At 59.4% G+C, this 23,107-nt stretch carries 18 protein-coding genes; 7 read left to right on the top strand and 11 right to left on the bottom strand.

Annotated features, from left to right (window positions below; genetic code table 11):
* Positions 1-7 precede the first annotated feature (7 nt).
* Entirely contained in the window at positions 8-922 is a 915-nt protein-coding gene (gene xerC, locus D3Z90_RS11505) for a tyrosine recombinase XerC (RefSeq protein WP_136475906.1), read from the bottom strand.
* Positions 923-1,000: 78 nt separating this feature from the next.
* Between xerC and D3Z90_RS26785 the strand changes: the two genes are divergently transcribed.
* Complete coding sequence (locus D3Z90_RS26785) at positions 1,001-1,243, top strand: hypothetical protein (protein WP_168198460.1); 243 nt, start codon at positions 1,001-1,003, stop codon at positions 1,241-1,243.
* Positions 1,204-1,851, top strand: coding sequence for a DUF1345 domain-containing protein (locus D3Z90_RS11500; RefSeq protein ID WP_136475905.1), 648 nt, complete (start codon positions 1,204-1,206; stop codon positions 1,849-1,851). Before D3Z90_RS26785 ends, D3Z90_RS11500 begins: the two co-directional genes overlap by 40 nt.
* On the opposite strand, the gene D3Z90_RS11495 is transcribed toward D3Z90_RS11500, so the two are convergent.
* Entirely contained in the window at positions 1,777-3,033 is a 1,257-nt protein-coding gene (locus D3Z90_RS11495) for a pyridoxal phosphate-dependent aminotransferase (RefSeq protein WP_136475904.1), read from the bottom strand. The two genes, D3Z90_RS11500 and D3Z90_RS11495, sit on opposite strands and share 75 nt — an antisense overlap.
* Before the next feature lie 320 nt (positions 3,034-3,353).
* Between D3Z90_RS11495 and D3Z90_RS11490 the strand changes: the two genes are divergently transcribed.
* A complete protein-coding gene (locus tag D3Z90_RS11490; protein ID WP_136475903.1) occupies positions 3,354-3,614 on the top strand; it encodes a DUF1652 domain-containing protein in 261 nt (86 codons plus the stop codon).
* Between the two features lie 2 nt (positions 3,615-3,616).
* Here D3Z90_RS11490 and D3Z90_RS11485 read toward each other — a convergent pair whose 3' ends face one another.
* The 9 genes from D3Z90_RS11485 to D3Z90_RS11445 all read right to left on the bottom strand — a co-directional run bounded on the left by D3Z90_RS11485 (position 3,617) and on the right by D3Z90_RS11445 (position 19,757).
* Complete coding sequence (locus D3Z90_RS11485) at positions 3,617-5,701, bottom strand: bifunctional diguanylate cyclase/phosphodiesterase (protein ID WP_136475902.1); 2,085 nt, start codon at positions 5,699-5,701, stop codon at positions 3,617-3,619.
* Between the two features lie 292 nt (positions 5,702-5,993).
* Positions 5,994-7,475: an efflux transporter outer membrane subunit gene (locus tag D3Z90_RS11480; protein WP_136475901.1), complete on the bottom strand. Its 1,482-nt coding sequence runs from the start codon at positions 7,473-7,475 to the stop codon at positions 5,994-5,996.
* Positions 7,472-10,579: an efflux RND transporter permease subunit gene (locus tag D3Z90_RS11475; protein ID WP_136475900.1), complete on the bottom strand. Its 3,108-nt coding sequence runs from the start codon at positions 10,577-10,579 to the stop codon at positions 7,472-7,474. Before D3Z90_RS11475 ends, D3Z90_RS11480 begins: the two co-directional genes overlap by 4 nt.
* An 88-nt stretch (positions 10,580-10,667) precedes the next feature.
* The gene (locus D3Z90_RS11470; protein WP_136475899.1) at positions 10,668-13,763 is read right to left on the bottom strand and encodes an MdtB/MuxB family multidrug efflux RND transporter permease subunit; all 3,096 of its coding nucleotides are present in this window, start codon (positions 13,761-13,763) and stop codon (positions 10,668-10,670) included.
* Positions 13,760-15,043 carry an MdtA/MuxA family multidrug efflux RND transporter periplasmic adaptor subunit gene (locus D3Z90_RS11465; protein ID WP_136475898.1) on the bottom strand — a complete coding sequence of 428 codons (1,284 nt, stop codon included), beginning with the start codon at positions 15,041-15,043 and terminating at the stop codon, positions 13,760-13,762. Before D3Z90_RS11465 ends, D3Z90_RS11470 begins: the two co-directional genes overlap by 4 nt.
* Positions 15,044-15,246: 203 nt before the next feature.
* The gene (tpx, locus tag D3Z90_RS11460) at positions 15,247-15,747 is read right to left on the bottom strand and encodes a thiol peroxidase (protein ID WP_136475897.1); all 501 of its coding nucleotides are present in this window, start codon (positions 15,745-15,747) and stop codon (positions 15,247-15,249) included.
* A 158-nt stretch (positions 15,748-15,905) separates the two neighbouring features.
* Positions 15,906-17,183, bottom strand: a complete 1,278-nt coding sequence (locus tag D3Z90_RS11455) for a serine/threonine transporter (RefSeq protein WP_136475896.1) — start codon at positions 17,181-17,183, stop codon at positions 15,906-15,908.
* A 223-nt stretch (positions 17,184-17,406) separates the two neighbouring features.
* Positions 17,407-18,600, bottom strand: a complete 1,194-nt coding sequence (locus D3Z90_RS11450) for an amino acid aminotransferase (RefSeq protein ID WP_136475895.1) — start codon at positions 18,598-18,600, stop codon at positions 17,407-17,409.
* A 128-nt stretch (positions 18,601-18,728) separates the two neighbouring features.
* Positions 18,729-19,757 carry an Ldh family oxidoreductase gene (locus tag D3Z90_RS11445; protein WP_136475894.1) on the bottom strand — a complete coding sequence of 343 codons (1,029 nt, stop codon included), beginning with the start codon at positions 19,755-19,757 and terminating at the stop codon, positions 18,729-18,731.
* A 149-nt stretch (positions 19,758-19,906) separates the two neighbouring features.
* On the opposite strand from D3Z90_RS11445, the gene D3Z90_RS11440 reads away from it, so the two are divergent.
* The 4 genes from D3Z90_RS11440 to D3Z90_RS11425 all read left to right on the top strand — a co-directional run bounded on the left by D3Z90_RS11440 (position 19,907) and on the right by D3Z90_RS11425 (position 23,104).
* A complete protein-coding gene (locus D3Z90_RS11440) occupies positions 19,907-20,776 on the top strand; it encodes a MurR/RpiR family transcriptional regulator (protein ID WP_136475893.1) in 870 nt (289 codons plus the stop codon).
* A 31-nt stretch (positions 20,777-20,807) separates the two neighbouring features.
* Positions 20,808-21,566, top strand: a complete 759-nt coding sequence (locus D3Z90_RS11435) for a transporter substrate-binding domain-containing protein (RefSeq protein WP_136475892.1) — start codon at positions 20,808-20,810, stop codon at positions 21,564-21,566.
* 111 nt (positions 21,567-21,677) lie between these two features.
* Entirely contained in the window at positions 21,678-22,397 is a 720-nt protein-coding gene (locus tag D3Z90_RS11430; RefSeq protein ID WP_136475891.1) for an ABC transporter permease, read from the top strand.
* Positions 22,394-23,104: an ABC transporter permease gene (locus tag D3Z90_RS11425; protein WP_136475890.1), complete on the top strand. Its 711-nt coding sequence runs from the start codon at positions 22,394-22,396 to the stop codon at positions 23,102-23,104. Before D3Z90_RS11430 ends, D3Z90_RS11425 begins: the two co-directional genes overlap by 4 nt.
* Positions 23,105-23,107: the final 3 nt, after the last annotated feature.

Below are 23,107 nucleotides of genomic sequence, written 5' to 3'. Positions count from 1 at the left end.
GGACCGCTCAGTAATCGTACCGATCGACCGCTCGGCGCCGCTCGTTGTCGTCACGCATGTCGTAGTTGGCGGTGGTCTGGATGTTGGTGTGATGCGCGAGCTTCTGCGCAATCGACAGGTCATGTTCTTCGATGACCCGAGTGATGAAGGAGCGTCGAAAATCGTGCGGCATGATCTTCACCCCGACCTGGGTGCCACGCTGGCGGGCAATGTAGTAGATCGCATGCTTGGTGATACGCTCGCGGGTGATGTGACTGCCCCGGCGGATGCGATTGAACAGGAAGTCATCGTCAGCCTGGCCTTCAGGTAGATGATCACGACGAAAGGCCAGCCAGGCATTGAGTTTCTCGAACGCCCAGGTTGGTGCATATTTGATCAGCTGTTTGTTGCCCTTGCCCAGCACCTGCAGGCTGCGTTCGTTGAAATCTACCTGATTCAAATCCAGGTTCACTGACTCGGACTTGCGCATGCCGGTGCCATAAAGCAAAGCGATTACCGCCGCATCGCGCAGCCCTTGCGGTCGTGGGTCTGCCGCACAGGCATCCATCAATTCTCGAATCAGGCTGCGCTTGAGGTTGCGCCCGCTGGGCAGACGCACGCCTTGCGCCGGCTTGACAGTACGAATGCGCAACAGCTGGTCCTGACTGATCAGTCCCAGGCGCCAGGCTTCGTTCATCACCCCACGCACCGCATTGACATACAACGATGAGGTATTGGGGGCGTAGCCATCGGCACGCAAAGCTGCTACCAGTGCCATGACATGCCCCGGTTCGAGCTGGTACCAAGGCACATCGCTGATGTCGCAATCCTCAAAGCCCAGACGATCAGCGGCATCCTGAAGAATGTACTTCATGGTCAATTGACTGGAAGGCGCCAGGCGAGCGAGGTATTGCAGCAACGGATTTTGCAGTGAATCGGACAAACCAGAAATCCTGTAGAGCTAAGTTGCGGTCAGAATGATCGCACCCTGTCATTGTGCGGCGTGCCAGCGCAGTGGCAGATGACCCAGATCATCACCAGGCCATTGATTGGTAAGCGAATTATGCTCACCAAAGTCGCTGATAGTACCTCATCACTGCAGCCGGAATCGATTGAGGGCAATATCATGGCCATGTTGTCCAGACAGAATGGCAGCGCTAATCACCTGACCGGCAGCGGCTTTTACCGCTACAGTAGCCCAAGTCCCTTCAAGCCCGAGGTAGCATGGCTTTCCATCGACTCACCCGCAGCCACCCCCGCCTGAGTATTGCAGCCCTTGTCGGCGTCCTGTGCGGCTGGCTGGTGCCGGCCAACGGCTGGGTCGAGCACGTGTTGATCGGCTGGAATGCCGGCGTCTGGCTCTACCTGGTGCTGATCCTGTGCCTGACCCTGGGAGCCAGTACCGAGAAAGTACGCAAAGTCGCGGGCATCGAGGACGAAAACGCGGGCCTGGTGCTGTTCACCGTAAGCATCGCTGCCATCGCAAGCCTGGCAGCGGTGATCCTGCAACTGGCCGTCGGAGCCAAACTTGCCGATGGCCCTACCGCCCTGCAACTGGCTTTCACTGGCTTTACCGTCGCAGGGTCATGGCTGCTGGTCGGTGCCATCTTCAGCCTGCACTACGCCCACTTGTTCTACACCGCCCACGAACACACGCCCCTGCTGCGCTTTACCGACGGTGAGCGTAGCCCCGACTATTGGGACTTCCACTATTTCTCCTTCACCTTAAGTGTGGCAGTACAAACCTCGGATGTCGGCGTGGCCGGTCGCGAAATGCGTCGGGTGGTGCTGGCTCATTCACTGGTGGCGTTTGTCTTCAACACCGCCATTCTGGGTTTCACCATCAACATGGCAGCGGCGCTGATCAACTGAAGGTTGCGCTTCGAGCAGCTGGGCCGCGCACTGCGCGATACGATGGCAGGCCAGCGCCAGGCGCTCACTGTCCAGTACCAGGCCAATACGCACGTGCCCTGCCGCACTCGGCCCGAAGGCATCCCCGGCAAGCACGGCAACGCCATGTTCTTGCAGCAGATGTTCGGCAAATACCTGCGCGCACACGCCAGTTGCACGAATATCGATCATCACGAACATGCCGCCGTCAGGCTTGTGCACCTGAATACCAGGACAATTGGCAAGACATGCACAAACCCGATCACGACGCTCGCGGTAGGTATCGCGCATTTGAGCGATTTGCGGCCACTCTTGCTCCAGGGCCACTTGCGCGGCGTCGAGGATAAAGTCCGGCAGGCCGTAGAGCATGCACAATGCAAGGTTGCTCAAATGTTCACAGAGCATCCGCGGGCCGATGGCCCAGCCCACCCGCCAGCCGGTCATGGCGTGGGATTTGGACAGGCTGTTGATGGTTACGCAGCGCTCTGCCATGCCTGGCAGGCTGGCCGGGCTGAAGTGCTCGCCTTCATACAACAGTTCGCTGTAGACCTCATCGCTGATCAACCATAGATCGTGCTCTCGACACAGGCGCGACAGATGCGCCCAGGTGCTTGGCGGCAAACTGGCGCCTGAAGGGTTATGCGGACTGTTCAATAACAAGGCACGGGTGCGCGGTGTCACCCGCACGGCTATATCGGCCGGATCGACACGAAATCCTTGTTCAGGCCGCACCGGCACCGGCACGATCTTGGCAGCGCAAGCCCCGAACACCGCCTCGTAGGTAACGTACATGGGTTCGGCGACGATCACCTCGTCACCCGCATCAAACAGGCACTGCGCAACCCCGTACAGCGCACATTGAGCACCGGCGAGCACGACAACGTCCAGCGGATCGACCGATTGGCCACTGTGGCGCATCTGCCAGCGGGCAATGGCTTGGCGCAACCCAAGGCTGCCGCGCACATCGGAGTAATGAGTATTGCCTGCGCGCAAACTGTCTACGGCGGCCTGAACGATCGGCAGTGGGGTGTCGAAATCCGGATCGCCGATCGACAGCAGGAAAATTTCTCGTCCCTGCGCCTGCAGCTCGACCGCGCGATAGTGAATATTCCAGGCTGCAGCACCGTCACCAGCAATGCGATGGGTGAGCGTTGAATAACGCATGACAGTCTCCTTGACTCAACCTAGGGGTGCCATTGGTCTGAAAACCCCAGGCAAGCATCCCAGCCGACTGTCGGTAAAAATAGCAGAACAGTAATGCCCGCAATGGTGAAAGATTCAAGGCAAACGTTTGCCGCGAAGGCCGCTGTTCATAAGGATTTTGAGGGTGGCTCAGACGTGCTTCATAAAAGCCACAAAACGGTCATGGCGATGGGCAGACACTGGCGTCAGCAGTGCTATGTTTAGGTTCTTGCCAGGTCGCCAGGACCTGAAACGCACGTCGATCCGCTCACCCTGTTGTTCACCCCTACACGGAGGCCGGAATGAACAAACTGACGTTTCCAAACGCCTGTCAGGTGATGCGCTGGTATTTTCATCCACTGGGCTTCGAAGCCAGTATGGATGCACCGCGCAGCATGGTCGCCCGCCTGTTTGACCGGGCTACGGGCGAAACCTTGCTGGCCATTGCCGGTATTCCCTGCGCCACACTGATGGCGGCCGCCGATGTCGAGCGCATCATCGAGGCGGTCGAAGCCGAGATGGACGCCTTCGAACCTTCTTGCAACCTGCGGGCTACTGGCTGATCTCAGTGGCTAGCCAATGCATGGCCAGCACGTTCGATGTCGGCAATGAAACGCTCGGGAGGAAGCGGCTGGCCAAGCAGGTAACCCTGTAACGAATCGCAGCCAAGGCGGGTAAGGAAGTTCTGTTGGCGATCGGTTTCTACGCCTTCGGCGACAATCCTCAACCCCAGGGCTTGTCCCAACGCCACGATTGCCGAGACGATCGCGGCGTCATCGCTATCTTGTTCCAGATCACGGACAAAGCCGCGATCAATCTTCAACTCATTGGCGGGCAAGCGCTTGAGGTACATCAAGCTCGAGTAGCCGGTACCAAAGTCATCGATGGATAAATCCACACCCATGTCCGCAAGCTTCTGCAACACCGCCATGCTTGCATCGGCATCGTGCATGGCAGTGGTTTCGGTGATTTCCAGGGTCAGGCTGTTGGCTGGCAATTGGTGACGTGCGAGCACGTTGGCGACACTGTCGACCAAGCCGGTATGACAGAACTGGATCGCCGAGAGGTTCACGGCGATGCGCCAGTCTACGTAGCCCTGGTCAATCCACTCGCGCATCTGGCGACAGGCTTCATCAAGCACCCATTCACCGATCGGAATGATCAGGCCAGTCTTCTCTGCCAGCGCGATAAAGCGATCAGGCAGCATCAGGCCCTGCTCCGGGTGTTCCCAGCGCAGCAGCGCCTCGGCTCCAATCGGTTGGCAAGCCTGGGCATCGAACTTGGGCTGATAGAACAGGCGGAACTGCTTGTGCTCCAGGGCCAAGCGCAAATCCTGGAGCAGTTGCAGTTGCAGACGTGCATTGCTGTTCATCGATACGTCAAAGAAGCTGTAGCCATTTTTGCCCGCGCTTTTGGCGTGATACATCGCCGCATCGGCGTTGCGCAGCAACTCATGCTGATCGACGCCGTTGCCGGGGTAGAGAACGATGCCGATACTCGCGGAAATCTGCAGATTCTGCTCGGCAACACGGAAGCTACGGGAGATCAGGTTGACCTGCTTGGAGGCAACACCCATGGCGTCGTCAGGCTCCTGCAGATCCACGAGCAAGACGAATTCGTCGCCGCCGATGCGTGCCAAGGTATCCTGGCTGTGCAAATGGCCGCGTAGGCGCAAGGCAACTTCCTTGAGTAGCAAGTCACCTGTGTGGTGGCCAAAGGCGTCGTTGACCGGCTTGAAACCATCCAGGTCAATGAACATCAGGGCAAAGCACCCTCCTTGCTCGCTGACCTTGCTGATTGCCAGCTCGATGCGGTCGGCCAGCAAGGTGCGATTGGGCAAGCCGGTCAGGGTATCGTGCAGAGCGAGCTGGGTCAGCTCCTGGTTGGCCCGAGTCAAGGAGCGCGCCAGTTCCGCGGTTCGCGCCTCAAGGCGAGCATCGAGCACAGAGGTCAGCAAAGCCACAGCCAGCACTGCCAGGGTGGTGATCAGCACCAGGTAATCCAGACCATTGCCACTGAGGCCGGCGCCCAATGCGCCACAGAAACTGCCATCGGCAAAGTTTGCCGCAGCCATGCCGGTGTAATGCATGCCGACGATGGCCAACCCCATGACCACTGCAGCAGCGCCACGGAACTGGCGGACGTACAAGGTTTGATGACGCAGCCGAAAGGCAATCCACAACGCCGCCGCCGAAGCCCCTACCGCGATCAACAAGGACAGCGCGAACAGTGCCGGGTCGTAGTCGATGCCAGGCTGCATCAGCAGCGCGGCCATGCCGGTGTAATGCATGCTGCTGATACCGGCGCCCATTATCAGGGCTCCCAGGCCGAGCTGCGACCACGGTAAGGTCGGTTGGCTGACCAGCCACAGGGCAAAGCCCGAAGACAGTCCGGCGATCAACAGCGAGAGCAAGGTCAGGGTCAGATCGTAGCCCAGTGCAACCGGCAGGCTGAAGGCGAGCATGCCGATAAAATGCATGGACCAGATACCGAAGCCCATCGCAAACGCACCGCCCCCGATCCACAAGTACACCGCTCGCCCCTTGGCAGTGGCAATGCGTCCGGTCAAATCGAGTGCTGTATAGGAGGCAAGAATGGCAACGCAAAGCGAAATCAACACCAGCGAAGAAGAGTAACTACCGATCAGCATTTGGCCTTTCACAACCCTTGGGAACAGGCACTGAATGGCCCGGAAAAATCCGATGATTGTACTCAACCTTTAGCGAAACGCACGGAGTTTTCGCTGGCATTTTGCAATGACCTGAGTCGTGTCGATTTCGCAGCCTTTCGTTATATTTACATGTTAAAAATCAATAGGTTATGTTGCTTAATTAAACTCATTTGAGACGCGGTCGGGCAAAATGCAACGAAAGGCGTTCACTTAACTACATACTTGAACAAATTCATATAATTCAATGATTTTATTGAAAATAATGTCATGATCACTCAGCAAGCGCGGCCTGAGCATCCCAGCCACCCCCGAGCGCCGCGATGAGCTGTACACTGGCTACCAGCCGGCCCTGCAACAGCGTCAGCACACTACGTTCGTTGCTCAGCGCCGTGGTCTGCACATTGACCACGTCCAGGTAGGCAATCAGCCCGGCCTTGTATTGATTGCTCGTCAGTCGCAGCGACTCGCGCGCGGCATCGAGGGCCTCGCCGCGCACGATCGCTTCGTCTTCATAGACATCGAGCTGTACCAGGTAATTTTCCACTTCCTTGAAGCCATCGAGCACAGACTGACGATACTGGGCCACGGTCTGGTCGTAGACCGCTTCGGTACGGTCGACCTCGGCAGAACGCTGACCGCCATCGAACAGTGTCATCGCCAACTGTGGGCCCACCGACCAGAAACGGTTAGGCAGGCTAATCCAGTCGCTAAAGCTACTGCTGCTGTAGCCACCGCTCATGCTCAGGGTCAGATCGGGGAAATACGCAGCCCTGGCGACGCCGATACTGGCATTGGCGGACATCACCTTGCGCTCCGCCGACGCGATGTCCGGACGACGCTCAAGCAATTGCGAGGGCAATGCCACCGGCACCTGCGGTAGCGCCGGAATATCCTTGCTGTCTGCCAGGGCAAAGTCTGCGGGCGCCTTGCCCAACAATACGGCGATGGCATTTTCCAGCTGGGCACGCTGCCAGACCAGATCGATCAGGTCGGCCTGAGTACTTTTGAGCTGGGTTTGTGCCTGGGCCACTGCATCCTTGCCCGACACACCGGCGCGGTATTGATTCTCGGTCATGGTCAGCGAGCGCTGATAGGCCTGGACGGTAGCCTCAAGCAGGCGCTTCTGTTCATCCATCACCCGCAGTTGCAGGTAGTTCTGCACCAGCTCCGACTGTAGGCTCAGACGAATCGCGGCCATGTCTGCCAGACTTGCCTGGGCACTGGCTTGGTTAGCGGCCAGGCCGTCACGCAATTTGCCCCACAAGTCCGCTTCCCAACTGACGCCCAAAGTGGTGCTGTAGGTGTCGCGGATGCCACTGCTGTTATTGCTCAAGCTGGAACTGGAGCTGCCCGTACCCTGACTTGAGCGGGTCTTGCCGGCCTTCAGATCGAGGCTTGGAAACAACGCGCCGCGCGAGCTGCGCACCAGTGCCTGAGCCTGGCGGTACTGGGCTTCGTACTGGGCTACAGTCTGGTTGGCGGCATTGAGCTGCTCGACCAGGCCGTTGAGCTGGGCGTCGCCATACAGCTCCCACCAGGCGCCGCGCGCGAGCGCATCAGAAGGATTGGCCTGGGTCCAGCCCTTTGCATGCTTGAACGCCATCGGTGCAGCGGCTTCGGGGCGGTGATAGTCCGGGCTCAGGGTGCAGGCGCTAAGCATCGCCAGGCACAAGCCAGAGGCCAGCAGACGCGAGCCACGGGCACCGAGAAGCAACTGCAGGGGACGGTTGGAGAGAAGCGGACGTCGAGTCATAGCGGAGTTTCCAAAGCAGCATCGGTGCGCACGCCACGCCAGTGGTTGAATCGATGGCGCAAGCGGTCCAGATAGAGGTAAACCACCGGGGTGGTGTAAAGCGTAAGCACCTGGCTGAAGACCAGGCCGCCAATAATGGTCAGTCCCAACGGCTGGCGCATTTCCGAACCTTCGGCATGACTGAGCAACAGCGGCAAGGCGCCGAGGATCGCGGCCACGGTGGTCATCAGGATGGGCCGCAGGCGCAGCAGGCAAGCGCGGCGAATGGACTGCTCCGGGCTCAAGTGTTCATGGCGCTCCAGTTGCAAGGCCAGGTCGATCATCATGATGGCGTTCTTCTTCACCACGCCAATCAACAGGAACAGGCCCAGCAGCGAGATCAGACTGAACTCGCTGCCCACCACATACAGGGTAAGCAAGGCCCCTACCCCGGCCGACGGCAAGGTGGACAAAATCGTCAGCGGGTGGATGTAGCTTTCATAGAGAATTCCCAGCACCAGATACACCGCCAGCAACGCACCGAGAATCATGAAAGGCTGCCCTTTCTGACTTTCGGCAAAGGCATCACCGGTACCCCCAACCTTGGCAATCACATCTTCGGGCAAACCAACCTTGGCCACAGCTCTCTCGACAGCAGCCATAGCCTGATCCTGGCTGTAGCCTTCGGCGATGTCGAAGTTGATGCTGTCGGCGGCAAACTGGCCTTCGTGGCTGACACGATCGTCGGCCAAGCTGTTCTCGTAATGGGCGAAGGTTGCCAGTGGCACCCGGGCGCCGTCAGCCGTGATCACCTGTACTTGCTCCAGGCTGCGGGGATCCTGGGCGTACTTGGGGTTGATCTCCATCACCACCTGGTACTGGTTAAGGCTGTCATAGATAGTCGAGATCTGCCGCTGGCTGTAGGCGTTGTTGAGCACCGAGGTAACCATGTTCATGTCGATGCCCAGACGTTTGGCCTGTTCACGGTCGACGATCAGGGTTATCTGTTGAGTGCCTCCGCCTTCTCGTGCGTCGATGGCGGTCAGCTCTGGCAAAGCCTTGAAGGCCGCCACTACTTTCGGATACCACTCACGCAAGGCTGACAGCTCGCTGCTCTGCAGGGTATAGAGAAACTGCGAGGAACTCTGATCGCGGCCACCGCCGAACTGCAGGTCCTGGTCGGCCATGAGGAACAAGCGCCCGCCCGGCACTTTCGGCATTTCCTTGCGCATCCGCTCGATGATTTTCTGCGCCGACACCTTGCGTTCGCTGATCGGCTTGAGGCGCACCAGGACCATGGCATTGTTGGTGCCGCTGTTGCCGCCAATAAAGCCGGCAACGCTCTCCACAGCAGGATCCTTGAGCAATGCCTGGCGGTAGATTTCCATTTTCGGCTGCATAACCTGGAACGACAGACCATCATCGCCGCGAACAAAGCCCATCAATTGGCCAGTATCCTGTTGCGGCAGGAAGGTCTTCGGTACCACCACGTACAAGGCGATATTCACCGCAATGGTGACCAGCAGGCTGAACAGCGTCAGGCGGCGGTGACGCAGCACCCAGTCAAGGCTGCGCCCGTAACTTGCCATCATACGTTGATGAATCTGCTCGCTCCAGCGCTGCAGGCGCGTCTGCCCCTCGTGCGCCTGGGGCTTGAGCCAACGAGCACAGAGCATCGGCGTCAGGGTCAGGGAAACCACCAGCGAAACAATGATCGCCACCGCCAGGGTGATGGAAAACTCCCGGAACAACGAGCCGACAATGCCGCCCATGAACAGGATCGACACAAACACCACCACCAACGACAGGTTCATCGACAGCAGGGTGAAACCGACTTCCTTGGACCCCAGATAGGCGGCGCGCATGGGCGGGACGCCGTCGTCGATATGCCGCGAGATGTTTTCCAGCACCACAATGGCATCGTCCACCACAAGGCCGGTGGCAAGAATCAAGGCCATCAGCGACATATTGTTCAGCGAAAATCCGAACAGATACATCGCCGCAAACGTGCCGACCAGCGACACCGGCACGGCCAAGGTCGGAATCAACGAGGCGCGCAGGTTACCCAGGAACAGAAACACCACCAGAATCACCAACACCACCGCAATGATCAGGGTGTGCTCGGCTTCACTCAGGGTTGCCTTGATGACCGGTGAACGGTCCATTGCCACATCCAGCTTCACACTGGCAGGCATCAGCGACTCCAGTACCGGCAGTTGCTCCTTGATCTTGTTCACGGTTTCGATGATGTTGGCGCCAGTCTGGCGGTTGATCACCAGTAGCACGGCATCCTGATCATTGAAGAAACCACTGTTGTAGCGGTTCTCCACTGCATCGGTAACCTTGGCTACATGTCCAAGGCGCAGCACCGCACCGTCCTGGTAACGAATCACCAGCGGCTCGTAGTCCTTGGCTTTCTCCAACTGGTCGTTGGCTTGCACCTGCCAACTGCGCTGGCCATCTTCGATAAAGCCCTTGGGCCGACGCTGGTTGGCGTTGGCGATCGTCTCGCGCACCTCATCCAGGGCAACGCCGTACTGATTGAGCAAGTGTGGCTCAAGCTCCACCCGTACTGCTGGCAACGAACTACCACCAATCTGCACCTCCCCTACCCCCGGAACCTGGGACAGGCTCTGGGACAGGATGGTCGAGGCCAGGTCATAGAGCTGGCCCTTCTGCAGCACGTTGGAGGTCAGCGCGAGCACCATAATTGGCGCCTGGGAAGGGTTGTACTTCTTGTAGGTCGGCATGCTGCGCATACCGCTGGGCAACAGATTGCGTGACGCGTTGATGGCCGCCTGCACTTCCCGGGCAGCCGCATCGATATCGCGCCCCTGGTCAAAACCCAGAATCACCCGGGTCGCACCCTGACTGGAATTGCTGGTCAGCGTGGTAACCCCGGAGATAGCACCCATGGAGCGCTCCAACGGCGTAGCCACCGTGGCAGCCATGACCTCGGGGCTGGCACCAGGCAGATTGGCCTGCACCACAATCACTGGAAACTCGATCTGCGGCAGTGGCGCCACCGGCAAGAGGCCGAAACTGACACCACCGAGCAACATGATCGCCAGGCTCAGCAACATGGTCGCCACCGGGCGGCGAATAAAGGGGGCCGACAGGTTCATGGGCGGCTGCTCCAAACGTGGAGCATCACCTGGCAAACTCTGTTCTCAGCCACCGCTATCGGCGTCTGCCACGTGCTGGCGCCCCCGGTCATACCGATTCTCCGGCCAGGCGCGGCTGGCGAAAGCGCCGTGCCAGTCGGTCGAAGTACAAATAGATGACAGGCGTGGTAAACAACGTCAGCACCTGGCTGACCAGCAGCCCTCCGACCATCACCAGGCCCAGGGGCTGACGCAGTTCTGCTCCGGAACCGCTGGCAAGCATCAATGGAATAGCGCCGAACAAGGCGGCCAGCGTGGTCATCAGAATCGGCCTGAAGCGCAGCAACGCCGCCTGATAAATCGCCGCTTGCGGGGGCATGCCCTGATTGCGCTCAGCCTCCAGGGCGAAGTCGATCATCATGATCGCGTTTTTCTTGACGATGCCAATCAGCAAGATGATGCCAATGATGGCGATCATGCCCAGGTCGTTACCGGACAGAATCAGCGCCAACAACGCACCCACCGCTGCCGAAGGCAGGGTCGAAAGAATGGTCACCGGGTGAATGTAGCTCTCGTAGAGCACGCCGAGCACGATGTACATGGTCACCACAGCAGCCAGAATCAGTAGCAAGGTGCTCGACAACGACGCCTGGAATGCCTCCGCTGCGCCTTGGAAGCGGGTTTGCACGCCCACGGGCATACCGATGTCCTGTTGCACCTGCTCGATCGCCTTGACCGCATCCCCCAGCGCCACGCCTTGGGCGAGGTTGAACGACATCATCACCGCCGGGAACTGACCGATATGGGCGATCGCCAGTTGCGCCTGACGCTGTTCGATACGGGCCAGGCTCGACAGGCGTACCTGGCCACCGTCGGTGGCCTTGACGTGGATCTGTTCAAGTACCTGCGGGCCCAGGCTGGAAGCGGCTTCAGCCTGCAGCACTACGCGGTACTGGCTGGCCTGAGTGTAAATGGTCGAGATCTGGCGCTGGCCAAAAGCGTCGTACAAGGCATTGGTGATGTCGGCGACATTGATGCCCAGGCGACTGGCAGCATCACGGTCGATCACCAGAAACACCTGCAGGCCCTTGTCCTGCAGGTCACTGGCAACATCTGTAAGCTCGGGGCGTTGTTGCAGCGCATCGACCAGCTTGCCGCTCCACAGCGCGAGCAAATCGGCATCCGGCGACGACAGGCTGAACTGATACTGGGTACGACTGACCCGGTCTTCGATACTCAAATCTTGCACCGGCTGCATGAACAGACGGATACCAGCCAGTTTATCGACCTCGGGTTGAAGCCGAGCAATGACCTGGGCGGCCGTAAGGTCACGCTCGCCGTGAGGCTTGAGGTTGATCAGCAAGCGGCCACTGTTGAGCGTGGCGTTGTCACCATCGACACCGATATAGGACGACAGGCTCTGGACTGCTGGATCCTTGAGGATCAACGCGCTGAGCTGCTGCTGGCGCTCGCTCATGGCGGCGAAGGACACCGACTGCGGCGCTTCGGAAATCCCTTGGATAACCCCGGTGTCCTGCAGCGGGAAGAAGCCCTTGGGCACCACCAAGTACAACAGCACAGTCAGGCCCAGGGTCGCCACGGCCACCAGCAAGGTCAGCGGCTGGTGCTTGAGCACCCACTGCAGGCCTCGTCCGTACCAGGCGATCATCCAGTCGATCGAGGCGCCACTGGCGCGATAGAAGCGCCCCTGCTCGTCCTCCGTTGGTTCACGCTTGAGCAACCGCGCGCACATCATCGGCGTCAAGGTCAGGGACACCACAAGGGAAATCAGGATCGCCACCGCCAGGGTAATGGCGAACTCGCGGAACAGACGACCGACTACATCAGCCATGAACAGCAAGGGGATCAGTACCGCAATCAATGAGAAGGTCAGCGAGATCAGCGTGAAACCAATCTGCCGGGCGCCCTTGAGCGCCGCCTGCATAGGTGTTTCACCCTCCTCGATGTGCCGGGAAATGTTCTCCAGCATGACAATCGCATCGTCCACCACGAAGCCGGTTGCGATGGTCAGCGCCATCAAGGTCAGGTTGTTGATCGAGAAGCCCGCCAGGTGCATGACCGCAAAGGTGCCGATCAACGACAGTGGCACCGCCACCGAAGGGATGATCGTGGCGCTGAAGCGGCGCAGGAACACGAAGGTCACCATCACCACCAGGGCGATGGCCAGCAGCAGTTCGTGCTGCACATCCTTGACCGAGGCGCGGATGGTCTGGGTACGATCGGTGAGCACGCTGACATCGAGGCCGGCTGGCAGGTTGTCGGTAATCGATGGCAGCAAGGTCTTGATACGGTCGACCACCTCGATAACGTTGGCACCGGGCTGGCGCTGAATGTTCAGCAACACCGCCTGGTTCTGGTTGGCCCAAGCGGCGAGGCGCTCGTTCTCGGCACCGTCGACGATTTCGGCAACGTCTTTCAAGCGTAACGGAGCGCCATTGTTGTAGGCCAGGATCAGGTTGGCGTATTCCTCGGGCGAGCGCAGTTGATCATTGGCATCGAGCATCGATACACGGGTTGGGCCATCGAAGTTGCCTTTGGGCTGGTTGACGTTGGAAGCACCGATCAACGTGCGCACGTCTGCAAGGTTGAGCCCGGCCGCGGCCAGGGCATCGGGATTGACCTTGATTCGCACCGCCTGACGCTGGCCACCCGCGATGCTGACCATGCCAACTCCGCCTATCTGGGCAATTTTCTGCGCTACGCGGGTATCGACCAGGTCGTTGAGCTTGGGCAACGGCATGGTTTTCGAGGAGATGGCCAGGGTCAGCACCGGGGTATCCGCTGGGTTGACCTTGTTGTACACCGGCGGCGCCGGCAGATCGCTCGGCAGTAGATTGCTGGCGGCGTTGATCGCTGCCTGCACCTGCTGTTCGGCAACGTCCATGTTCATGTCGAGGCTAAAGCGCAGGGTCAGTACCGAGGCCCCGCCAGAGCTGGTCGAGGCCATCTGGGTCAGCCCCGGCATTTGCCCGAACTGACGCTCCAAAGGCGCCGTAACCGCGCTGGTCATCACTTGCGGGCTGGCACCCGGGTACAGGGTCATGACCCTGATGGTCGGATAATCGACCTGGGGTAGCGCTGCTACCGGCAGCATGGTGTAGGCGATCAGGCCGGCCAGGACGATGGCCAGCATGCTCAGGGTGGTGGCCACCGGGCGCAGGATGAACAGCCGCGAGATGTTCATGCGCCAGCCTTGTTCTTGCGATCCGTAGCAGCCGAGGCATCTTTGCTGTCCTGGCCCTGCAGATGCTGACCGGGCGTAACCGGTACCTCGGAGCTGTCGTTGACAACCTCCACCTCGCTACCGTCACGCAGACGATCGGTGCCTTCGAGCACGACCCGCTCGCCCTTGGCCAGGCCTTCGGTGATAACCGTGTGATCGCCGTCACTGGCGCCCAGAGTCAGCTTTCGGATCCGGACCTTTTTGTCGCCCTCCATGACATACACGAAAGACCCGTCAATACCGAACTGAATGGCCGCCGAGGGGGCCAGCACTACATTCTGCAAGGTGTCGGCGAGCAGGCGCACATTGACGAACTGGTTAGGGAACAGCGCTTCATCCTGGTTTTCGAAGAAGGCTTTGAATTTCAGGGTGCCCGTGGTTGTGTCAATCTGGTTGTCGAGGCTGCGCAATACGCCCACCGCCTGCTGCTTGAGGTCACCCCTGTCCCAGGCTTCGACCGGCAGCTTGGCACCACTGCGATAGCGCGCAAGCACGGTGTTCAATTCCGACTCGGGCAAGGTGAAGGCGACGGTTATTGGATGGGTCTGGGTAATCACTACCAATGCCGTGGTGTCGTTAGCGGCAACCAGGTTGCCGACATCGAGTTGGCGCAGGCCAAGGCGCCCGCTGATCGGTGCGCGAATACGGGTGAATTCAAGGTTCAGCTTGGCATCGCCGACAGCGGCCATATTGGTCTTGATGGTACCTTGGTACTGACCGACCAACGCCACCTGCGTGTCGAGGGTCTGCTTGGCAATACTGTCCTCGGCGTACAAACCTTTGTAGCGCTCCAGGTCGATCTGGGCGTTTTTCAGTTGCGCCTGATTCTGGGCCAGGGTGCCCTCGGCCTGCTGCAGGGCGATCTGGTAACTGCGCGGGTCAATTTCTGCGAGCAGGTCGCCAGCCCTGACCTGCTGCCCTTCCTGGAAGTTGATCTTGACCAACTCACCGCCTACCCGGCTGCGCACGTTGACCGTATTGGTCGCGGTCACCGTCCCCAGAGCCTTGAGGTAGACCGGGAAATTGCCCACGGTGGCAGGCTCGACGCGCACCGGAACCGGCCCACCGAAGGCACCGAAACCAGGTCGCCCGCCCTTGCCGCCGGGGGCGCCGGCCGCCTTGTCCGCCGCTGGAGACGGCCACAGCCACCAGCAAAGACTGGCAACCAGCAGCAGGATCAGCAGGCCAACGAGCCAGCGACGGGAGGAACGGGAACGAGAAAGCATCGGTTGATCGACCATTGGACTGGAAAGAATTCTTTTGAGGAGGCTGAACGATAAGCACTGCAGCAGGATAAGCAAAGCGCCTTTACCGGCAATTTACCTAGCGCTTACGTTGCTAAGACGATGAACTATAAATAAAAACGGCCTGGTCGAGGACCAGGCCGTAACAATTATTCACACCTGCAGGAGCGGGTGAACTCGTTCCTGCCGCTGCAATCAGATCACTTCAACACTGCCAACGCTGCATCATAGTTCGGCTCGTCAGCGATTTCGCCCACCAGTTCGGCATGCAGCACTTTGTCGTTCTCGTCCAGTACTACGACGGCACGAGCAGTCAGGCCGGCCAGTGGGCCATCGGCGATAGCAACACCATAGTTTTCGATGAATTCACGGCCACGCAGGGTCGACAGGTTCTGGACATTTTCCAGGCCTTCAGCGCCGCAGAAGCGTGCCTGAGCGAACGGCAGGTCAGCCGAGATGCACAGCACCACGGTATTGTTCAGCTCACCGGCTTTCTTGTTGAAGGTGCGAACCGAAGTGGCGCAGGTAGGGGTGTCAACGCTTGGGAAGATGTTCAGCACTTTGCGCTTGCCGGCCAGGCTGGCCAGGGTCACGTCAGCCAGACCTGCACCAACCAGGGAAAATGCTGGCGCCTGGGAACCAACCTTCGGCAGGTCGCCCTTGACTTGAACCGGGTTGCCTTTGAGAGTCACTTGAGCCATGAGCTGAGTCCTTATGCGGGATGGGTAAGGGACCAGAGTTAATCATGAAAGTGGCTCGCCACCTATGGTCGAGCAATAAATTGTTTTATTTCCACGCACATATTGTGGACAAAATATTTACCTGGGCGCTGACAATCCAGCGCCCAGGCACCCGTGGCTCAACCCATCAACGAGTAGACCAGGGCCGAGATGGCCACCAGACCTACAACTGTCACAAATACGTTGGAGATGTGACCACTGTACTTGCGCATGGCCGGCACCTTACGGATAGCGTACATCGGCATCAGGAACAGAATCGCCGCAATGACCGGGCCACCGAAGCTCTCGATCATGCCCAGGATGCTCGGGTTGAGCGTGGCAACGATCCAGCAGATCACCAGCATGAAAGCAGCAGTAACACGATCCAGCGCCTTGGCACCCGGGCGCTTGCCGGTTTTCGCTACCAGCCCCTTGAGCCCTTCACTGGCGCCGATGTAATGCCCCAGGAACGACTTGGCAATGGCGATAAAAGCAATGATCGGCGCGGCAAAGGCGATGGTCGGATTGCTGAAATGGTTGGCCAGGTAGGAAAGAATCGACAGGTTCTGTTGCTTGGCTTCAGCCAACTGCGCAGGGGTCAGGGTCAGCACGCAACTGAACACGAAGAACATCACCATTGCCACCATCAGCAGGTGTGCGCGGCACAGGATCTGCCCGCTGCGCTCATCGGCATGGACGCCATAGCGACGCTTCTGATCAACCGCAAAGGCTGAAATGATCGGCGAGTGGTTGAAAGAGAACACCATCACCGGAATGGCCAGCCACAAGGTATGCAGGAACGCTGAGCCTGACGGCAGCTCGCTGGCGGTGCTCAAGATGCCACCATTCCAGTGCGGAATCAGAAATACCGCGAGAAACGCCAGGGCGACAATGAAGGGATAGACCAGCAGGCTCATGACCTTGACGGTGGCCTGTTCACCGCAGCGCACAATGGCCAGCAAGCCGAGGATCAGCACAAATGACAGAACGATGCGTGGCGGTGGCTCGATATGCAGCTGGTGCTCCAGAAAGCTGCCGACCGTGTTGGTCAGGGCCACGCTGTAGATCAGCAGAATCGGGAAGATTGCCAGGAAGTACAGCAAGGTGATCAAAGCACCTGCACTCAGGCCGAAGTGCTCTTCGACAACATCGGTGATGTCGGTGCCATCGCGTCCGGACAACACGAAGCGGGTCAGGCCACGGTGAGCGTAATAGGTCATCGGGAACGCCAGCAACGCCAGGATCAACAGAGGCCAGAAGCCCCCTACCCCGGCGTTGATCGGCAGGAACAAGGTTCCGGCGCCGATGGCTGTGCCAAACAGGCCCAGCATCCAGGTGGTGTCCTGACGGGACCAACTGCTGAGGGCAACTGGGGTCGATTCGAAGCGTTGATCAACGCTTTGGGCCTGCTCGTTCATCCGGGTGCAACTCCACTCGCAAACTGCAACAGGGCTGAGAGTGGCGAAGCTGAGGCATCACCGCCCCTCAACCATACAAAGAGGGGCGCGATTGTGCGCGCATTGGTTGCACTTGCAAAGCCCCGACCGAGGAGCGGTTGCACCTTTTACAACATCGCGGAGCAAGCCCTTACGCACAGGTATCACCCCTGCGCAAACTGACGTGCCCCGCGATCAGTGGATGTTACTGAACCGCCGCAATAGCCTCAGCGACTTGCTGCAGGTTGTCTGGACGCAGACCCGACATGCAGACCCGGCCGCTGTCGATCAAGTACACGCCAAACTCGTCGCGCAAGCGGCGCACCTGTTCGACGCTCAGGCCGGTGTAGCTGAACATACCGCGCTGGCTGAGGAAAAACTGGAAGTCCTGACCCGGCAACAATACTGCCAAGGCATCGACCAGCCCTTGGCGCATGTCCAGGATCCGCAGGCGCATGTGTTCCACTTCAGCAGCCCACGTCGCATTGAGCGAAGGGTCCGCAAGCACGGCGGCCACCAGTTGCGCACCGAAGTTCGGAGGGCTGGAGTAGTTGCGGCGCACAGTGGCCTTGAGTTGGCCCAATACGCTTTGCGCAGTGTCGGCATCGTCGCAGACCACCGACAAGCCTCCTACCCGCTCGCCGTACAGCGAAAAAATCTTCGAGAACGAGTTGCTCACCAGGCAAGGTACGCCAGCACGGGCGAACTCGCGGATGGCATAGGCGTCTTCGACCAGACCTTCGCCGAAGCCCTGGTAAGCGATATCAAGGAATGGAATCAGGTTGCGCGTCTTGACCACTTCAATGACCTGTTGCCATTGCGCCTGGCTCAAATCGACGCCAGTTGGGTTGTGGCAGCAGGGGTGCAGCAGCACGATGCTGTTGGTGGCCAGGCCCTGCAGCGCTGTGAGCATGCCGGCGAAATCGAGACCGCGGGTGTCAGCGTCGAAGTACGGGTAGGTATTGACCTTGAAACCTGCGCCTTCAAAGATAGCCCGGTGGTTGTCCCAGGTTGGATTGCTGACCCACACCTGCGAGTCCGGGAAATAGCGCTTGAGGAAGTCGGCACCGACTTTCAACGCACCGGAGCCGCCGACGGTTTGCACGGTAGCAACGCGCGCCCCCTGCACGGCAGGGTGATCCGCGCCAAACAACAACGCCTGGATGGCCTGGCGATAGCTGCTCAGGCCTTCCATCGGCAAATACAGAGAAGCTTCATGCGGCTGGTCGGCCATGCGCTTTTCCGCTTCGCCAACAGCAGCCAGTTGCGGCACCACGCCTGCGGCATCGTAGTAAAGACCGATACTGAGGTTGACCTTGTTGGCGCGCGGGTCGGCCTTGAAGGTCTCCATCAGGGACAGAATCGGATCGCCGGCATAGGCATCGACATGTTTGAACACAGCGTGCAGCTCCTTGGGTCTGGGCAAATACAACAAGTATCTGCCGAGGATACCTGTAGCCGCGCCGAAGCAACATGTCCCTTGATGCAACTTATCTGTGCAGCCATGCATGCCTTGGCGCGGCATCTTTAGCCCTGTGCCAGCGCCTGCAGTTGTTCCAGCTCCTGCGCGGTGAGGCTGACACCCTCGCGCGCCGAAGCTTCACGCTCACGAAAACGCCGCTCGCCAGGCATCCGGCTAACCCCGACAGCCTGCATCTGCTCCACCAACTGGCGGCTGCGCACGGCAAACTGATTACCTTCGGCCTTGCTCGGGTCGATCACGATAATCAACTGCCCGGTCCACGGTGTTTTTGCCCCCGGGTGCTGCGACCAGTCGAACTCCCAGGAAAAGTTCCCACCGGTCAGTGCTGCGGCCAGCAGCTCGACCATCATCGACAGGGCCGAACCCTTGTGCTCGCCGAAGGGTAACAAGGCCCCCCCTTCGAGGATTTTCTGCGGGTCGCGGGTCGGTTGTCCTTCGCTGTCCACGCCGATGCCATACGGTAGTTGCTCACCTTTACGCGCGGCGATCTGTACATCGCCATGGGCCATGGCGCTGGTGGCCATGTCGAAGACAATCGGGTCACTGCCAGCGCAGGGTGCGGCAAAGGCAATCGGGTTGGTACCAAACAACGGCCGACGCGCACCGTGAGGCACCACGCAGGTCATGCTGTTGACCACGCTGAGGGCAACCAGACCTTCATCGGCGAAGGGTTCGACATCCGGCCACAGTGCAGCGAAATGGTGCGAGTTATGGATTGCCAATACGGCGATGCCGGCGCTACGCGCCTTTTCCAACAGCAACTCACGCGCCGCTGCCAGCGCCGGCTGGGCGAAGCCCCCCTTGGCATCGACACGGACAAAGGCGCTGGCGACGTCTGTCACTTCAGGCACGGCCTGACCATCGACCCAGCCGCTGGCCAAGGTTGAAACATAGCCGGGAATGCGGAACACACCATGGCTGTGAGCACCGTCGCGCTGGGCGCTGGCGCAATTGAAGGCCAGTGCGCGAGCGACCGCCTCACTGGTGCCATGACGAACAAATACGCGCTGCAACAAGGCCTGCAGATCGGCAAATTGAATCTGCGCGACAGCAGTGTCGGGACGTGCGGGCATCTGAAGCTCCCTTATTGGATTTGGAATGGGCGACCGCGATGAGCAATGACGAAACTTTCCTCTTGTGACAGCAAACTGTCAAATGTTGACTTGATGACAGAAAACATTCATTTTCTGTTTCCACGTGCCACCGTCCTTGAGAATCATCCATGAGCCAACCGATCAAGCAACGCCTGGAACACAGCCTGCACAGTGCAGCGGCTTCAGGTCGCAAGATCGCCAGCTACATGCTCGCCAACCTCAACGACCTGCCGTTCGAAACCTCCGCAAGCCTGGCGACGAAAATCGGCGTCAGTGAATCCAGTGTCGGGCGCTTTTGCCGGGCCCTGGGCTACGAGCACCTCAAGGCGCTCAAGCACGATCTCAAGGACGACCTGGGCGATGGTCCCTGGCTGGTCGGTGATCGGTTGCAAGAATTTCGCCAACAGCACGGCAAGGATGATGCCGGCCTTGCCCGCAGTCTCGAACAAGAAGTCGGGGCCCTGGTACGGGTCTACGAATACAGCCGTACCCCCGCCTGGGAAACGGTCAGCCAACGCCTGGCACAGCGCCGCAAGGTTTTTATCGCAGGGTTTCAGACCGAGCGCGGTATCGCCCAATGCATGGCCCACTTACTGCAATACCTGCGTGACGGCGTGCAGGTCGTCGATGGCAGCGCTGGGCATTTCGGTGAGGTGTTGCTGAGCGACCCGGCCGATTGCGCCCTGGTGGTGTTCGAGGCGCGCCGCTATTCACGCCATGCTCTGAACCTGTGTCGCAAAGCGCACAAGGCAGGCATCCCGGTAACCCTGGTTACCGACACCTTTTGTGACTGGGCCGATGCCAACGCCGATGAGGTGTTTCGCATTCCCACCGAGTTCAATCTGTTCTGGGAGTCCACTGCGACGATGTTGTCGTGGGTACACCTGATGGTCAACGAGGTCTGCAAGAAGCTCGGACCGGATGTTGAAAAACGCTTGGAAGCAACTGCCGCTCTACACAATGAATTCGTTGGCTACACGTCAGCGAGCAAACAATAGCAAGAGTGCAAACAACAGATCGAGGTGTTACATGAAACCCGTTATCCGCTTTGCAGGCGCGTGCGCCCTGCTGCTCGCTGGCGCAACCATGGCTCAGGCCGAAACCCTGAAAATTGCTACCGAAGGCGCCTACCCGCCGTTCAACTATGTGGATTCAAACAATCAACTGCACGGTTTTGACGTCGACATCACCAAGGCGTTGTGCGAGCAGATGAAGGTTGACTGCACCATCGTCGCCCAGGATTGGGAAGGCATTATTCCGGCACTGATGGCCAAGAAATATGATGCAGTAGTGGCGTCGATGATCAACACCGAAGAGCGGCGCAAGAAAATCGCCTTCACCAACCACTACTACAAGACGCCGTTGTCGGTCGCTGTGCCCAAGGACAGCGAGATTACCGATGCCCAAACCAGCTTCAAAGGCTACACCGTCGGCGCGCAATCCTCCTCGACCCAGGCCATTTACGCCGAAGATGTCTATGGCAAGGCCGGTGCCGACGTCAAGCTCTACCCAACCCTCGATGAAGCCAACGCAGACCTGGCCGCCGGGCGCCTGGATGGCGTGATCGCCGATAAATTCCCGCTGACCGAGTGGCTCGGCAAGGCCGGCAAGGACTGCTGCAAGATTCTTGGCGACGTCAATGGCACCAAGGCCGACGCCTCAATTGCCGTGCGCAAGGAAGACCAGGCCTTGCGCGAGCGCCTGAACAAGGCCCTCGATGAAATCGTCGCCAACGGCACCTACCAGAAGATCGCCAGTCGTTACTTCGACTTCGATATCTATCAGTAATTGATCGCACGGCTGTCCGCGCCCCCAGCAATCCATTGATGTTGTGGGGGCGGACTTGCCCCGCGATACACCTGCCAAGCACCCACACTCTATTCCCGAGAGGGTTCGCCCATGCTCGAACAACTTTCGCTGTTATCTTTCGCCAGCGGCGGCTGGGGCCAAGCCCTGCTCGCCGGCGCCCTGGTGACCATTTCCCTGGCGTTGGCCTGCCTGCCCATCGGGCTGCCGCTGGGCCTGGGTGTAGCGCTGATGGCACGATCGCCCAAGCGCTTCCCACGTGCCGTGGCTACCGTCTTCTCCACCGTGTTTCGCGGTTTGCCGGAGCTGCTCACGCTGCTGATCATTTACTACGGCTGCCAGATCGCCGCGCAGAAAATTCTCGCCGCCATGGGCTACGAAGGCGAGGTGCTGATCAACACCTTCCTCGCCGCCATGATCGCCTTCAGCCTGGTATTTGCCGCGTTCTCCAGTGAGATCTGGCTCGGCGCCTTCAAGACGGTTGCCAAAGGACAGTACGAAGCGTCCCAGGCGCTGGGCCTGAGCAAGGCCACCACCTTTCGCAAGGTGATTTTCCCGCAACTGGTGCGCATCGCCATGCCGGGCCTATCGAACAACTGGCTATCGCTGCTCAAGGACACTTCACTGGTATCGACCATTTCCCTGGTCGACCTGATGCGCCAGACCAACCTGGCCGTGAGTGTGACCAAGGAGCCGATGTTCTTCTACGGCGTGGCCTGTCTTGGCTACCTGCTGTTCTCGGCCTTGTCGGGACGGGTGTTTGTGTTCATCGAGCAATACTTCAGTCGCCACCTGCGGAGTGCCCGGACATGAGTTTCGAACAACTGCTGGCCACGGTGCTCGACCCGGACCTGCTGGAGCGCTACGGCCCACGCTTTGTCGACGGGCTACTGGTCACCGGCAAGCTGGTGGCGATTTCCTTCACCCTCGGCGCCGTGCTCGGCATGCTGCTGGCGTTGGCACGGCTTTCCAACAGCTTGCTGTTGCAGCGCTTGAGTGCCGGCTACATCTACTTCTTCCGTGGCTCGCCGCTGCTGGCGCAACTGTTCTTGCTGTACTACGGCCTGGGGTCGCTAAAAGGCTTCTGGCAAGACGTGGGGATGTGGTGGTTCTTCCGCGAAGCCTGGTATTGCACCTTGCTGGCCTTCGTCCTGAACACCGCCGCCTACCAGGCGGAAATCTTCCGCGGCGCCCTGCTGGCCGTCGCGCCGGGACAATATGAAGCAGCCAAGGCGCTGAGCCTGAAGCGCTCGACCACCTTCTTCAAGGTCATCCTGCCGCAATCGATGATTGTCGCCATCGGCCCGCTGGGCAACGAGTTGATTCTGATGATCAAGGCCAGCGCCATCGCATCGCTGGTGACCATCTACGACCTGATGGGTGTGACCAAACTGGCCTTCTCGCGCAGTTTCGACTTCCAGATCTACCTGTGGGCCGCCGTGCTCTACCTGCTGATCGTCGAAATCGTGCGGCGCAGCCTGAAACATATAGAAGCCCGACTGGGCCGCCATCTGCACTGATAG

It is taken from the genome of Pseudomonas sp. DG56-2, from assembly GCF_004803755.1.
Taxonomy (GTDB): domain Bacteria; phylum Pseudomonadota; class Gammaproteobacteria; order Pseudomonadales; family Pseudomonadaceae; genus Aquipseudomonas; species Aquipseudomonas auratipiscis.
The sequence above is the reverse complement of the archived record's forward strand: the minus strand, read 5'-3'. Positions and strand labels throughout refer to the sequence as shown.